A 15,138-nucleotide genomic window follows, 5' to 3' on the forward strand; every position below is an offset into this window, starting at 1 on the left:
TTTACCTGCGTTGCTCGTTTCTGTAGCAAAAGACCAGGGTGTTATCCTTGGCCGGGCTGCGCCAGCGTAGGGAAACATGCGCCTCACCGCCCTGAGCCAGCAGCCAGGCGTCATAGGCCCCCTCAAGCACCGTGGCAAAAGAGAGTGCCCAGACGTCTTCGTTGGCCGGATCGGCACTGTGCGGGTAGGCATAATGGGTCAGGACCATCTGTTCGCCATTGGCCTCAATCTGCACCCTGCCCCAGTCAAACTGGCGTAGTAAGGCATTGAGAGCATCCTCCAGCTCTCCCACCGTTTCCGCCTCCGGCAATGGCAGCTTCTTCGCCAGGTTACTCCCCATCAAACGCAGAAAATCGCGGCTGTCCGCATCATCAGCAGAAGCCAGAATGCCGGAAAAAACCACTTCGATCAGATCCTGCCAACCCGCCTTAAACTGACGCTGACGATAATAATCAAGCTCATACCCGGTAGTGTTAATATCTTGCATGGTTATTTTCCATCTAACAGATATTTAAAATAGAGCAAAGCCGTGCTCTCGGAATAGCTGCCGAAAGTGTCATAACCCAACTGCCCCCCAACCAACACGCTTGGCGTGACCTTATAGGTCCCCCCCGCCTTCAGGCTGTAGCCAATGCCACTCTTGTCCTCGCTGGCATATCTGGCCTCTTTGCCGTAACCCTGGCTGACCAGGCTTTCCAACTGAGACTGAAGATCCGGATCGTTCGGATAATACAGGCTTTCCTGATTGTTATAGGTCTGATAACCGACGTTGCCGCTCAGAATATAAGTGAAGTTATCCTGCTTTTTGGTGTACTCCACCGGCAGCGAGATGCTGAGATAGTCCTGCGGGCTGAAATAACCCCCTTGGCCGTAGCTGAAGTAGCTGAGGTTTTTGTCAAAATCCATATAGTTGACGTTAACGCCCACCTTCAGCTCGCTATCATCATCCTTATAAGGGCGGATGTAAGCTCCCAGGATGCCGGTCACACTATGGTTATCCGCCACGTTATCACCCACGTAGCTGTAATAACCCGCGCCACCGTAAGCTCCGAGCACGCCATCATCGTATCCAAGATTTACGCCACCGCCGTTCTTGGTCACCGCCCCCCATTTCTTGCCGGTAATGGTATCTTCGGTCCCGACATAGGAGAGCAGGCTATCTTTTACCGCGCGGCGTTCAAGTGTCATATCCAGCGTTGAGTGCTCGGTCAGCTTGGGTGACCATTTCACGCCTCCCACCACCGAACTGATACCGCTGCCCATAGGCGTACTGCCCACGTCCAACTTATAGCTGTCACCGCTTAGTGCTAACGCCAGCTCTACCCCGGTATCTTGCTGCTGACCCGGTGAATCGGCATAGATATCGTTAGGGCCAAAGGTCTTCGGCTGTGTCACCAGGCCAGCCAGCGTCTGCCTTTCGTTAAAGGCCTGATCCTGCGCCACCGTGGCGGCAGCACACTCTGGCGAGGTGGCGTCAATAGAACACAGGCTATCGCGGGTAGCATGCAGTTGCTGATAACGCAGATCGGCGGCCTGTGCGGCAGCAATTGAGGTCTGTGAGGCAATCACTGAGGCCTGAGTTGCGGCCTCGATAGCCCTGGCCTGTTGCAGCGCCCCGGTACCAAAACGGCTGTTGGCGCTGTCGGATGGCGTACCGGATTTCAGCATCACCGGCGTCACATCAACACTGAGCCTGCCATTATCGAACGGCATGCCTGACAGGGTGATCGGACTTCTCACTTCCGTGATATTACTCAGGCCGTTTTCACCACTGCTGTTATCACGCAGAGAAATATTCCCCTGTACCCAGGTGGCAGTCTTGCCCTGCACCTCGTCCATCAACTTATCAATCTGCTGCAAGGTAGGATTTTTCACCACCGCAGTTGGAGCGCGAGCATAACCCGGGGCTGCAACCTGCCAAGGCAGCACCTCACCGTAAGCCGAGGAAGAGGTATTCACGCTCGACGATGCCGTGCTCTGCGCGGCAAACGGATTATCCGCCAGCCGCAAACCGCCAATCACTGCAGGCCCCCCGCCTGGCGCACCGCTTACGCCATTGACTCGGTTTTTCGCCTCGCGCAGGAACACCATCGCCTGTGGATAGTTACCGTCCGCTTGAGCCACGCGCGCCGCCAGCAGCAACTGATCCGGCGTTTTAAGCGCAGGCAAGCCGCGCAGCAACTGTTTGGCCCGATCGACATCGCCATCGGACAATGCGACCCCAACGGCGCCTTCGCGCGCGCCCTGGTTCAGGCTGTCACGGCTGAGCAGGTAGTTGTAAACCTGCCCGGCCTCTTTGTTCATATTGCCAGACTGATAGAGACGCCCCATCGCCAGCATGATATCGGTATTTTGCGGATCGTTTTGCAACGCGCCGATCAGCTTGTCATACGCGGCGCTGTACTGCCCCTGTAAACGCAGTTTATCCGCCTCATTGATCACGCTGCCGTTGCGCAGTTGGCCAATCTCGCGGGTTGAACTGCGCGCCCGCAACGCCGGGTTATTCAGCCAGGCATCGGCCTCCTGGCTTAACCCGGCCTGATTGAGCACCGCGATCTGGGCCGCGTAATCACCCGCATTGCCTTTAACCCCCAGACGCATGTTGTCACGCACCAGTTGGACCGCCGTTGAGGTATCCCCCACCGTCATCAAATCTTTTGCCAGCTCCCCAAGGGCCGCGGGTTCAGTCGGCGGCTTTTGCGCCAACTGCCGCAAGATGGCCGCCGCGCTGGCCGTGTTGCCCTGGCGAAGATAACTTTCTGCACTGGCCCGCTGCTGGTTGGCCGACGCAGTGGCCACCAGAGCCCGCATGCTGCTGTTCTGCCTCCCTTGCGGGATACGCGCCATCAGGGTGGAAACGTTCAGCCAGTCGTTACGTTCCGAGGCAAACAGCGCTGCCGCGTACAGGCTGTCTGGCGAAGCGCCAACCTGCATCAGCGGGGAGATCAGGGTTTGCGCCTGCAACTCTTGCCCCTGTTTGTTCAGGATGCGTGCCATATCCAGCCGCACCCAAACGTTCGATGGCTGCTTTTCCAGCGCCTGTTGCAGGATCATCATCGCTCGCTGCGGATCGCCATTCTGCATGGCGGCCTCGGCCTGCCTGCGCTGGGGATCGACATTCACCCCCACCACCGCCTGCGGGACTTTAGGTCGTTGCTCGGCTGGAATCGTTTGCAGTATCTGGGCAGCTTCCGGGCCTTTGTCACGCTGTTGCTGCAACAAATAATACAGCCCCAGCCTGGCATCATTATTCTGCGGATTTTGCGTCAGCAAGCCGCGATACATCTGCTCAGACGCCATGAAATCCCCTTTCTTACGAGCCAGATCGGCCCGGAACAGCGTCGCCGCGTTGCCTTTATCCCCTGTGGCACGGCTCAGGGGCGCACTGATCGCCAGGGCTTCATCCAATTGCCCTGCGTTGGCAGCCTGCTTGGCTTTGTCCAATGTCGCGTAAAACGCCGCTTCCTGAGCCAAAGCTCCCCACTGTGCACTCTGTGGGCCGCCCTGTTTTGCCGCCTGGGTGAGATAATTTTCTGCCTGCGCGAAGTCTCCGCTGCGCATCGCCGTAAATCCCATCCCGGCCAGAGCATCCCCATCATTCGGGTTGCTGGCCAGGATAGCGGCAAACTGGTCCTTGGCGCTGCCCAGATCCCCTTTATTCAGTTCGGAGAACCCAACGCCTTTGGCCGAGCCGGCAATAGTCTGCTGATAATAGCCCGCCACGGCCTTGTCTGCCGGGTGCCGTTGCTGATAGGCATCATACAGCGGCTTGTCAGCCGGTTGCGGTGCCAGCCACAGCAGCGCCTGTTTCAACGCCTGGTCCGCCTCATTATTGCCAGGGGCCATCGCCGCCAACATATCGATCCCCTCACGGCGGGTCGATTCCTGATAGGTCAGCACCTTGCCCAGCACCACACGGGTTTGAGTGTCATTGGGCTGAATAGCCAGCCGCTGTTTGAGGCCGTCAATCGCCTCCTGCCTGCCTGCCGGTGACCCCGCCAAGGTGAGGTAATACTCATTGGCAAGGTTATCGATCGGTGTCTTACCGTTGAACACCGTCTGATAGGCCGCAGCCGCCTGGGCAAACTCCCCCTTGGCCGCCAACTGCCGAGCCTGTGCTAACAGATTCTTGGAGACCGACGGAGCGGCTTCGGTGTTACTCAACGCCTGGAGACGAGGATCGTTAGGCACGACGGCGCTCAGTTTTTTGCGCCAGATTTCGGCCTTGGCCTTATCCCCGCCCTGCATGGCATACAGGGATAGCAGATACATTGCCTCGGCGTTGTTCTCGTCGATCAACAGGACTTTCTGCAACGCCCCCTGGGCCAGCTCGTCATGCGATTTGTCATGCCAGTAAGCCGCCTGTTGAAACAGGGCTTTCAGCGCCGGGTTATTGTCATCCGCCAACGCCGACACCGAAAAAATCGTCAGCCCTGCCAGAGAGACCCAATACAGTTTCTTTTTCAGCAATAGGTTCATTGGCGGCTCCTGTCTAGCTTCTGGTCGAGACGTGTTTTAACTTTCATCTTCTGCATCTCTCCCCAGGCGTTTGGCGGCATGCTTGCGGAGCAAAATATACAGCCCTAGCCCCAACACCACGGAAATCCCCAACACGGTCAGCGATAAAAGCACCACATGTTTACTGGCATACCAGATAAAAATCAGATACCAGGGTAGCTCCCCGCTCGGGAACTGTTCGCCAACCTGGAAACTGCGTACGCCGTTCTGATCGGTGATCACCGCCAGATCGCCACGCACCCCGGCGTTGAGCCGGGCCAATTTCAGATCGCCATAGATCTTGTTCAGGCCATCATCGGAAGAGGCGCTGGCGACCACCACTACCCGTTGCGGATCCCAACCGGAACGGAAACTGAAAAATCCACGCCAGTCCGTCACTGAGGAGAGATAACGATCGGCGTCGATGCCCTGGGTCCGCCAGTTACCTTTCAGGTAGGACTGCAGTTTTTCCAGCGTAGACTGCGCCTTCACCACCAGCCCGCCGCTATCGTTCAGCGCAAAAGGCACCTGTTGCAACAGCCGCTGATAGAAGGCGCGCTGAGCCAGTGAGGCGACCACCAGCACATCCTTGCCCTTGAAGTCGTCCAACTCGTTCTCGTTGCCCCGCAGGCCAAAGCGGATATCCACATTGCCAATCGAGCTGCCGGTAGCCGCGCCTGAGCGAGCGGTTAGGTTCAACAGCGCGCGTACTTCGTTGGCCGTGGGTTTTTCCGCCATTAACAGCACGGTTTGCGAGAAGTCCGCAAGCTTGGAGAACGGGAAGGAGGCCCCGACGTAATAAGAGAGATTGGGCAACTCGGTGAAATGGTAGGTATCGCTCAGATCAATATACGAGTTGGGCCCGATATGGCTCTTGAGGGTATTGCTATCCGCCGGATCGCAGGAGGCGCCGTTTTTCGGCACGATAGAGAAATAAAGCTCCAGCATGTTGTCGCCGTAAATCAGATACGGTGGCAGGGCCAAGGTGTATTGTTCCTGGCGAATATCGCCGCCAAACTGGTGCCACAGCAACTCCAGCAGTCCGCGTTTGTTCACCGAAAGGTTACGCAGGAAAGTGCCATTCAGCGTGGCACTGAGCTGGGATTTATTCTCATCGATCCAGTTGTCGGTGGGGAAACGGTAGTTGATTTGCAGCGGGACGTTTCTGCCATCCCACATAAACAGGTCCGGGGCGGCACGGAAAGCAACGCGCACCGCGTCATGATAAACGCCGGTGACGGTCAGTTCCTCATTACTGGCCACTAGCTTATCAAAGCTGACCGGCTTGCTGGTATCGATCCAGCGCGGGGCGTCGTAGGGCTGGCGCAGCGGAATAGTCACCGGCTTCACCGCCAGCAACGCGGTTTTCTCCGGCAAAGGCTGGCTGACCAGACGATAGGCTGCCTGGCGCATCTCTGTGGCGTTACGCCCCATCACCAATAGCAGCTTGTAAACCGGGTTCAGCGGGTTATCAATCACCTGCAGGGTCGGTCCCTCGGCCTGTGGCAGCGTCAGTTGGCCAATTTGCTCTCCAGGGCGCGCAAAGATAATACCATTCTGCTCGGGCAAGCTATCCTGCAACACCTGAAAGTCCAGGTTGTTATGGCGCGTGACTTTCCCCAGATAAGAACTGACGATAGCGGCGGCGGCAACCTCCTCTGGCCGTTTTTCCTGGCTGAAGATCACGTCCACCAGGGTGGGTTGCATGGCCTGAGGATCGAAGAACGGATTGGGGAAACGGCCGAGGTTCGGGCTGATATTCAGCACCTGGTTTTCCAGATGTAACTGGCTGGTTGGCAGCACCTTGAGCCAATATTTATTGGCCGCCCCCTTTTCGCACAACATGGCCGCATTGCTGCCATTGCCAATGCTGAAACTCAGGTTGTTGCGCGCTACGATCATGGCGGCCGGGATCGCTACCTGCAAACTGACCTTGCCTTCATGCAATTGGTTCAGCTTCTGGGTGCTCAAGGGTTGCCCATTGAGCATCAGTTGCAGCTCGGTATCGGTTCCTATCAGGGCCGGGGAAATGTCGAGATCCAGCACCAGATTGCCGTCCGTTACCACCCAGTCCGAGGGTAAAGTAAAGGTGAAGCCGGACTGCTGTTGCCAGTTGCTCAACGTCAATCCCGTGGTTTGCCCCATCTCGCCCACGCTGAGCGTGGAAGCGAGCGACTGATTGAAGACGGTAACCGGTGGCGTAGCGATATCAAGCGGAGCAGTTTGTTCAGCACTGCTCGGCACTGCCGCTGGTGGAGCATCTGTTGGGCGCGGCAAGGTAGGAAAACCTGGCATCTCGACAGCATCGCTGGCATGGGACGGCGCAGGCTGCGGATCGGCCGCAAGGGCGAGACTAGAAAGCCCCATTCCCAACATCAGGCCGCTGACCAGGGCAATGAGCGTAGACCTGCCTGTCGACAACTTAGTTTTCACCCGGCTCATAGGGCTTGTTCCTTATCCCGCTTTAGCTCAGGCCTTTTCTGCTGCTTTTTGGCCCGACGATCGCGCCAGGAAAAATAGAAAAACTCGAAAATACAGCGCAAGACGCCCAACAACGAACGCAGTGGCCGATCCTGTGGGAAAGGTTTGGTCTCGATCCAGGCATCTGCCCGCGCCAATACCACCCGTACCAATTCCCGCCGTTTTTCAATCGGCATCTCTTTGAACATTAAGCGGGTCACCGACTTGTCGGCATCGATCAGCTCAACCGGGAAACTGACGGCGCCGGACTTGAGCGATATTTCCACCTCTTCGATTGGATCGTTGAGGAAGCGCTCATCCGGCGTTTTCAATTTGACCCCACCCATCGAGAGATCCAGGGTTTCGGTACGCATCGCCGCGCCGCTGGCAAAATACAGCACAGCAGGCAACGTAGCATCGATACGGATGGTTTTTCGGACCTGGCGAGTCTCCCGCGCTACGGCAATGGCGGCCAGCAGGATAATCATGCTGAAGCTGGCCCAGGCAATATTTAACCAAATAACCTGCGGGTTAGCGCCATAGTGATCCGGCATCACCAGGCGGATCACGCCCCAGGCGCTACCGATTAACAGCAAGGACACGGCGATAATATGCGGCCGGACAATATGGGCGTCGAAATAGTTAACGTCCAGCAACGCGCCTTTATCCGTCACGTTAAACTTGCCGTGCTTTGGCGAGATCATCGTCAACAGGGTCGGTATCACCAGGTGGAAACACATCACTGTTTCATAGATTTCCCCCCAGAACGAATAGCGATAGCGTCCGTTGGCTCTGGAGTTGATATAGATCGACATCACCAGATGCGGTAACACATAGGCGAAAATCAACCCGGCGGAGGAGGCGATGATATTGAGGTTGAACAGCAGATAAACCAGCGGTGCCACGCAGAATATCACCCTGGGTAAGCCGTACTGGAAATGCAGCATGGCGTTCAGATAGCATAAACGCTGCTGCCAGGTCAGGCCGCGCCCCAACAAGGGATTATCCACCCGGAAGATCTGCGTCATACCACGCGCCCAGCGGGTACGTTGGATCACGTGCAGCCCCAAGCGTTCGGTGGCCAGCCCGGCAGCCAATGGCAATGCCAGGAATGCCGTGTTCCAGCCCCGGCGCTGCATCTTCAAGGCGGTGTGAGCATCTTCGGTCACGGTTTCTACCGCAAAACCGCCCACCTCTTCCAGCGCCGAACGGCGGATCACGGCACAGGAGCCGCAGAAGAACGTGGCGTTCCAGTTATCATTACCCTGTTGCACCGGCCCATAGAATAGTGCGCCTTCGTTAGGGACTTTGCTCGCCTCTGACAGGTTGCGTTCAAACGGATCCGGCGAATAGAAATAGTGCGGGGTCTGGATCAATGCCAGGCGCTCATCCACCAGGAAGCTGCCGACCGTCGCCTGCAAGAAGGCGCGGGTTGCCACGTGATCGCAGTCAAACACGGTGATCAATTCACCCTGAGTCACTTTCATCGCGTTATTCAGATTGCCCGCTTTGGCATGGTGGTTATTGTTGCGGGTAATATAGCCTACGCCCGCATCGGCACAGAATACGGCAAACTCATTACGTTTGCCGTCATCCAGCACGTAGATTTTCATCTTGTCTTTCGGGTAGTCAATGCACTGCGCCGCCAGGATAGTGTCGCGCACCACGTCCATACTTTCGTTGTAAGTAGGAATATAGACATCTACCGTTGGCCATAGCGACGTGTCGTCGGGCAGCGGTTCAATAGTGCGTTTTAATGACCAGGTAGTCTGAATATAACCAAACAGCAATATCACCAAGGCATACAGTTCGGTGATAAACAAGGCAATACCCAGTACGGCCTCTAGGGTACTGTTGAAATGCAGGGTTTCTGTCGCGCGCCAGTAGATGTAACGTAATGACATCAGGGTCGACATCACAATCATTACCAGGGTAACTTTTTTGCTTTTACTCACCCCTAAAATAAACACTATCGCAATGCAGATCAGGCCAAAGATATACTGATTATCACTGCTCATGGGGGCAATGATAATCAGTAGGATAAACGGTAAGGCCAACAGCAGTAAGAAATAAAAGAGTATTTTATTCATAACTAACCAGACAATCCTTACGAAGAGCCATAAATAGACGTAGTATGATGATACGTACCATCTCCAACACTAAGCCCTAAAATTACTGCGACCTTTTTACTGATCTGCTCAATATCAAATGCGGCAGCCGACACTGGGCTAATATCCATGATCGCCCGTTGCGATGCGTTGGCCTCTGGGACACACTCATCGCGGTGGATGGTTCCTAGTAATTTGTCTTGCAACCGATGTTCGAAGAATTGCGTCACGTCCCTGCTCAACGTACGCCGCATGTCACTCTGGTTTACCACATAATACTCGCCGACTTCCTTGCTGGCGGGCGCACTCATAAACTTATGCTGCTCAATAGTGGGCAATAAACTGAGCGATGCAGTATCGGCCAGCAATACCATAATGCGCATGTCCGCCGCTGCCTGCATGGCCTGCACTGCCGCGTTGCGCCCCGGCGGCATATCGGCGATCACTACCATACCGGGGATCTTCAGTACCGCACTCAGGCCACGTTGAATGAACATTGGCTCATTGAGCAGATTGTCATCGAACTGAAGGCGCTGATCATCAGTGACATCACCGTAAGGTAAAACGAACAGGTTCGGCCCAACTTTGAGAATAAACTGGCTCCAATCGGATAAACTTGCCGAGTGGGCAACAAAACCTCGGTTATCAGAAATAGGCACGCCAAAATGCAGCCTTAACGCATTCTGCGTGTCGAAATCGACAACCAAAACCTTACTGCCGCTACGGGCCAATGCATAAGCCAGATTAGCAGTAACCGTGGTTTTCCCTACCCCTCCTTTCGGAGAACAAACACAGACTAACGGCATGAGGCAATAGACTCTAAAAGTGGTTTGAGTAACGTATTACGACCAGCGTCCATCACTTCACCGGCAGAGGACGTTTTCTTGCTGAACATCTGCTTAAAACGTTGGTTCTCTGGTTGCGGAGCGGACGGCGGAACGCTTGCAGGGGAAATAAAAGGGTTACCCTGAGCAAGAACGTCACGCGGGCTTTCCGGCTGGGCGATTTTAGTGAGTTTAGGCTCCACCGGCGGAGCAAAACGATCAAAATTATGAGGAATATGGCCGGGCAAGGCGGTATTTTCTGTTATCACCGCCTTGGGCTGTGCAGGAGGCTCGAACCCTAAAGGCGCACTGGAAGAGAGATCCGTACTATTGATCGGCGTTGGCTGCGAGCTGTTGGCAGGGATGCCACCATTACCTGCCACCTGATCTACTATAGACCAGCGGTGCGGGGCCGATGCCACATCGTCGTGAGGAAATTCTTTATAATCAATCTCTTTGAGATTTGTCTTGTCTTTAAATCCTTGGACATCATCATATTTACTCATAATCCAGACCTATAAGATTACACTTGGCACTGTATGAATACATACAAATCACGAATGTAAAATAACGTGATCTATAACCCAAATACATAATGGAAAACCGTCTATGTATTTTAAGCGCTTCTCTTCTTATGGTTTAGATAGAGTAGCTTACAAGTCCTTTTTTACAACCAAAACGGAGCAAACCTCCGCAATCGATGGAAAATCATGCAAGACCCCAAAGCTGATGAGCTGAGTGTAATCTACTTCTTTAAAGTTATACACTGAGTTTTAAACGTTTTTATCCCGTCTTATCACATAACCCACCAGCTTATGCCATAAATTAAGTGGTTAGTAATATATAGTCTGGTATTTGAGATTTTTTTACTAAAAATAACCAGCACAGCAGTGATAAATACTCGGGGCAAAGGTATTCGCCCCTGGTAATAGAAGGTAATAAGGCAGATTATCGCAGCCTGACCAGCCCCTGATCCAATGTCTCCACTTGGCCGGTAGCGACCAGGCAACAGGCAACCTGCCGAGCGATAGGCTCGGGAATGGCAACCTCGCCAGCCAGACAACGTTCAGTCCAACGCGCCGTAGTTGCGGCATCCTTGGCGGCAGGCACCTCAGCTAACGCATCCTGTTCTGGCCGTTCCAGCAAAATCTGCTGCTCACCACCGACGATATAGTGGATTTTTGGACAGCGTTGCGGATTGGCGTAAGCCTCCCCTTCGGTGCCATGCATCAGTAATCCCCGTGCACCGATCTGGCAGAAAAATGAGGCAACGCGCTCGACGTATTCCGGATGAGAAACGCTGGCAATGCGCAACACGTCCTGCTCACCAAATGGCGTCGCCAATTTTGCCAACGTGTGGGCGCTGTTACGCACGCCCATCTTCCAGCGCAAGCCAAGCTGGTTTTCCAACGCTGGCGCAAGTGCCGACACCGGGATAAACACCGCATCTCCGCCGTCCAAACGCCGTTGGGCAGTCTGGGGATCTTCAGACCATGGCACCCCAAGCTCACGGAAAATCTCTGCGCTGGTGACGCGCGTGCTGTCATTCACTACGCCGTGAACCACGACCGGCAGCCCGACTTTGGCCAACAACAGTGCCAGTAACGGCGTCAGGTTGGCTTGTTTACGAGCGCCGTTATAACTGGGGAGCACCACCGGCATCGGGCGACCCTGTGGGGGTTGCAACCGCATCACCTGCTGTTGCATCGCCTGATAGAAGCCAAGCATTTCCTCCTCGGCTTCCCCCTTGATACGCATGGCGATCAGGATGGCTCCCAACTCCAGAGGTGGCACGGCATCGGCCAGCATCGCCTGATAGAGCTCAAAAGCCGTTTGCCGATCCAGATCGCGCGCATGATTCTTGCCACGGCCTATTTCTTTGATAATTTTGCTGTAATCCATCGTTCGCTCTGCAGAAAACATTTGCACTAAGCATACCTTATCCGCGACGGCGCTCAACCTCATCGGCGAGTTGCTGTTGGTAATCGTCACCGATTCGCAGGCCGTCAATCACCCCGGCTATATCGGCAGCGCTGCGGTTCTGGCTCATTTTCCATTTCCCTTCACGCCGGGTGACGGCGATTTCGATGCCGACAATACCTTTGATATTGGCGGCAATATACTCCGCTGGCGCATCGTCAAGACGCCAAGGTTGCGGCTGATTGCCTTCATGCACCGCCGTCAGTTCCGTTAGCAGTTGGCGCAGCCAGACGCTATCTTGCGTGACCGTTGGCGTCCCCCACATGTGTACGGCGGCATAATTCCAGGTCGGCACCACTTTGCCAGTGTGCCGCTTGGTTTCATACCATCCCGGCGAGATATAGCCCTCAGCCCCCTGAAACACCACCAGGCATTCTTGCCCAGCTTGCAGTAACGACCAATGTGGGTTGCCTCGCGACAGATGCGCCCTAAGCGTCACCTGTCCTTGCTCATCGGTATCAATAAGAAAGGGGATCGGATCTGCTACCAAACCCTGTGGCCCCTGGCTAACGATCAGCCCCAGAGGATTGGCGCGCACCAAGGCTATCTGGGCGTCTAAATCGTCTTCACGGAATGACTCTAGTTGATACATGGCTTAGGTTTTCCTTGTGGATTGGGGCTTGCTGGACATAGCGAGATTTACCCACCCTAGCGGAATAAGATAGTATCCATAAACATACAATGGAATGATGTATTCCCCATCAAACATGGAATGAAAAATGGAAACCTATCTCACTCTGGCCGCGATCGCCGTGGTGCTGATCTGGGCCGTGATGACTTATAACCGCTTTATCTCCCTGCGCCGTTTCAAAGACGAAGCCTGGAGCGGTATAGCGGTGCAGCTCAAACGCCGCCACGATCTGGCCCCCAACCTGTTGACCCTGGTGAAGCGCTACGCTCTGCATGAGAAAGAACTGTTTGAAACCCTCTCACGCCAGCGCAGCGACCTGGTTGGCAACACCCCTCAGGTTGCCGAGAGTGAAAAAGAGTTTTCTGGTGCTTTGAGCCGCATTTTTGCGCTGGCAGAAGCCTACCCGGAACTGAAAGCCAACCAAAACTTCCTCTCCCTGCAACAATCTCTGGCAGAGATCGAAGAACAATTGCAAATGGCACGCCGCTATTTCAACGGTACGGTGCGCGATTTCAATATTCTGGTGGAGTCGTTCCCCAGTTTAATCCTGGCCCGGCTGTTTAATTTTAAAGCGGATGCGTTCTTCGAACTCGAAGATCCCGAGGAAGCTAAAGTTCCACGGATGGACTAGCACGATGGCTGCAATATCAGGTTGGGTCGTGCGCGTTTTATGGGTGTTATCGCTATTGATGACAGGAGCCGCGCCAGCTACGGCTGATGATATCGCCGTTGGGGCAGCCCCCGTTGCCGAGGCTTCCGACAGAGAGGCTGCGCCAGCAAGTGCTCCCCGTTGGGTACGTGCCTATGAGCATATTCTCTCATTTGATACCTATGCGCACTTTAACCCGGACGGCAGCATGGAAATGCGGGAAAACATCAAGGTGCTGTCTTTAGGGCAAGAGATACGCCGTGGGATTTTCCGCACCCTGCCGCTCACCTGGAACCGCCAGGACGGCAAGATTTTCAGCGTCGATTATCAGATTAAAGAAGTGTTGCGCGATGGCGTTGCCGAACCCTATAGCCTGGATAAAACATCAAAGACGCTGACAGTGCGTATTGGTAGTGCCGAGCACATCCTGCAACCGGCGATTTATAACTACCAGATCCGCTATCAGGTCAGTAACCACTTCAGCCGTTTCCCGGAGTGGGACGAACTCTACTGGAACGTCACGGGGAACGATTGGGCCTATCCAATCACCAAGGCTAGCTTCCAACTGGAGCTGCCGGACGCCAGTAATTATCTGGATAACGAAGGTAGAGACTCCCGGCTGCGTTCCATCGATGTCTATACCGGAACGCTGGGTGCAAAAGAGCACAACGCCAGCATACTTCCCCACGGCGGAGTGCAAACCACGCAACCGCTGGACCAAGGCGAAGGACTGACCGTTGTCTACACCTGGCCACGCGATATTCTGGCCGGTGCCGCTGCCCCGCAAGCATCTTCACCGTTGGTGCACCTGCTGTTACCCACGCTGGCAACCAGTGCGATCTGGATACCAGTGCTGCTGCTCACGGTCTATTGTTTGTGGTGGTGGCGTAAGAACGTGACCGCAATTGGCTTGAAGATGCCGCCGGTTGTGCCGCTATATGCGATGCCTACCACCCTGTCGCCAGGCTATCTGCGGTTTATTACCCAGCGTAAGTACGACGACGTGGCTTTCAGCAGCGATTTGCTGGAGCTGGTCGCCAAACGTGGCGCAGCGATCACGCTTAAAGCGAGCAAATCCACAGGCCCGTGGTTTTCCAGGTTTCAATCGGCGGATGAACAATGGTTATCGTACCAACCAGATGACAATAACAAGCGCTTAACCACCAGCGATAAGCAGTTACTCGGCCTGCTGTTTAGCGGCAGTCGCAAAAATATCAACCTCGGCCTGGCCTATCAGCGGCCAATGCAAAATGCCCGTAAATGGTTGGAAAAACGCAGTGAAGACCAGCGTGAGAAATTATTCAACAAATGGGGTAAACCGGTGCGCCGCGCGGTCTATATCATGCTGCTGATCCCGGTGATCTGCGGGGCGTTGTTTAATCTCGGCGCGGCAGTAATCACCATTCCTGCCCTGATTTTCCTGCTGTTCGGGATCTTGCTGCTCTCTTTACCGTTGAGATTTTTATTTAGCCCGAGAAAAACCTGGAATACTTTTGGGTTCATCCCCTTGGTTATTGCTCTTCTATTTGGCCCGTTGACCACCTTTGGCGGTGGCGCTTTCTTATTTGGCATGTTGCCCCTGACGCAGTTTCCAGCCGGGTATATTGGCGCGCTGCTGGCCGCCATTCTGCTATGCATAGCTTTTGGCTGGATGATCCCGCGATACACCCAACGGGGGCTGAATGATTTGGCCACTGCGCAAGGGCTGAAACTGTATCTGGGTACGGCCGAGAGAAATCGTTATCAGGCACTTTACCCCCCCGATCAATTGGTTTCCCATTTTGAAAGCCTGTTACCGGCGGCGCTAGCGCTCGGCGTGGGCAAGACCTGGGCCAATACCTTTGCCGAATATCTCAGTAAATCCGGGGCTATGTCGGAAGCCTTTGTCGACGCAGACTGGCAGCGCGTGAATCGCTTTAGTCGTTCCTGTACCGCATCGTCTATGGCGACACCCAGCAGCAGTTCAAGCTCCGGTTCAAGTTCATCAGG

The 15,138-nt window shown here is 54.8% G+C and carries 10 protein-coding genes; 2 read left to right on the plus strand and 8 right to left on the minus strand.

Translation table 11 applies throughout. The annotated features are described in order from the left end of the window. Nucleotide 1: 1 nt before the first annotated feature. From bcsD to IMQ33_RS01090, 8 genes are all read right to left on the minus strand, one after another. On the minus strand, nucleotides 2-487 hold the full coding sequence (bcsD, locus tag IMQ33_RS01055) for a cellulose biosynthesis protein BcsD (protein ID WP_098928057.1): 486 nt from the start codon (nucleotides 485-487) through the stop codon (nucleotides 2-4). 2 nt (nucleotides 488-489) lie between these two features. After that, on the minus strand, nucleotides 490-4,479 hold the full coding sequence (locus IMQ33_RS01060; RefSeq protein ID WP_196061430.1) for a cellulose biosynthesis protein BcsC: 3,990 nt from the start codon (nucleotides 4,477-4,479) through the stop codon (nucleotides 490-492). 36 nt (nucleotides 4,480-4,515) lie between these two features. After that, nucleotides 4,516-6,939, minus strand: coding sequence for a cellulose biosynthesis cyclic di-GMP-binding regulatory protein BcsB (gene bcsB / locus IMQ33_RS01065; RefSeq protein WP_196061431.1), 2,424 nt, complete (start codon nucleotides 6,937-6,939; stop codon nucleotides 4,516-4,518). Next, on the minus strand, nucleotides 6,936-9,047 hold the full coding sequence (bcsA, locus tag IMQ33_RS01070) for a UDP-forming cellulose synthase catalytic subunit (RefSeq protein WP_065686841.1): 2,112 nt from the start codon (nucleotides 9,045-9,047) through the stop codon (nucleotides 6,936-6,938). Before bcsA ends, bcsB begins: the two co-directional genes overlap by 4 nt. A gap of 17 nt (nucleotides 9,048-9,064) precedes the next feature. After that, nucleotides 9,065-9,871 (minus strand): cellulose biosynthesis protein BcsQ, encoded by an 807-nt coding sequence (gene bcsQ / locus IMQ33_RS01075; protein ID WP_196061432.1) that lies wholly within the window; start codon nucleotides 9,869-9,871, stop codon nucleotides 9,065-9,067. Further along, a complete protein-coding gene (locus IMQ33_RS01080; RefSeq protein WP_065686839.1) occupies nucleotides 9,862-10,395 on the minus strand; it encodes a cellulose biosynthesis protein BcsO in 534 nt (177 codons plus the stop codon). Before IMQ33_RS01080 ends, bcsQ begins: the two co-directional genes overlap by 10 nt. Nucleotides 10,396-10,837: 442 nt before the next feature. Further along, nucleotides 10,838-11,791, minus strand: coding sequence for a DNA-binding protein YbiB (gene ybiB, locus IMQ33_RS01085; RefSeq protein WP_196061433.1), 954 nt, complete (start codon nucleotides 11,789-11,791; stop codon nucleotides 10,838-10,840). A 37-nt stretch (nucleotides 11,792-11,828) separates the two neighbouring features. Beyond that, a complete protein-coding gene (locus IMQ33_RS01090; protein ID WP_196061434.1) occupies nucleotides 11,829-12,461 on the minus strand; it encodes an FMN-binding negative transcriptional regulator in 633 nt (210 codons plus the stop codon). Between the two features lie 127 nt (nucleotides 12,462-12,588). On the opposite strand from IMQ33_RS01090, the gene IMQ33_RS01095 reads away from it, so the two are divergent. After that, a complete protein-coding gene (locus IMQ33_RS01095; protein ID WP_196061435.1) occupies nucleotides 12,589-13,131 on the plus strand; it encodes a LemA family protein in 543 nt (180 codons plus the stop codon). 4 nt (nucleotides 13,132-13,135) lie between these two features. Next, nucleotides 13,136-15,138: DUF2207 domain-containing protein (locus tag IMQ33_RS01100; protein WP_196061436.1), on the plus strand; the 2,003-nt coding region annotated here is incomplete at its 3' end.

This window comes from Serratia sp. Res13-Sevr-LER1-36-b (assembly GCF_015673035.1).
In the GTDB taxonomy this organism is placed as follows: Bacteria; Pseudomonadota; Gammaproteobacteria; order Enterobacterales; family Enterobacteriaceae; genus Chania; species Chania fonticola_C.

Excerpts from the sequence above, each read along its gene's own strand:
- IMQ33_RS01095 (WP_196061435.1), top strand. The coding sequence starts at position 12,589 with ATGGAAACCTATCTCACTCTGGCCGCGATCGCCGTGGTGCTGATCTGG.
- ybiB (WP_196061433.1), bottom strand. The coding sequence starts at position 11,791 with ATGGATTACAGCAAAATTATCAAAGAAATAGGCCGTGGCAAGAATCAT.
- IMQ33_RS01060 (WP_196061430.1), bottom strand. The coding sequence starts at position 4,479 with ATGAACCTATTGCTGAAAAAGAAACTGTATTGGGTCTCTCTGGCAGGG.
- bcsD (WP_098928057.1), bottom strand. The coding sequence starts at position 487 with ATGCAAGATATTAACACTACCGGGTATGAGCTTGATTATTATCGTCAG.
- bcsA (WP_065686841.1), bottom strand. The coding sequence starts at position 9,047 with ATGAATAAAATACTCTTTTATTTCTTACTGCTGTTGGCCTTACCGTTT.
- bcsB (WP_196061431.1), bottom strand. The coding sequence starts at position 6,939 with ATGAGCCGGGTGAAAACTAAGTTGTCGACAGGCAGGTCTACGCTCATT.
- IMQ33_RS01080 (WP_065686839.1), bottom strand. The coding sequence starts at position 10,395 with ATGAGTAAATATGATGATGTCCAAGGATTTAAAGACAAGACAAATCTC.
- IMQ33_RS01090 (WP_196061434.1), bottom strand. The coding sequence starts at position 12,461 with ATGTATCAACTAGAGTCATTCCGTGAAGACGATTTAGACGCCCAGATA.
- bcsQ (WP_196061432.1), bottom strand. The coding sequence starts at position 9,871 with ATGCCGTTAGTCTGTGTTTGTTCTCCGAAAGGAGGGGTAGGGAAAACC.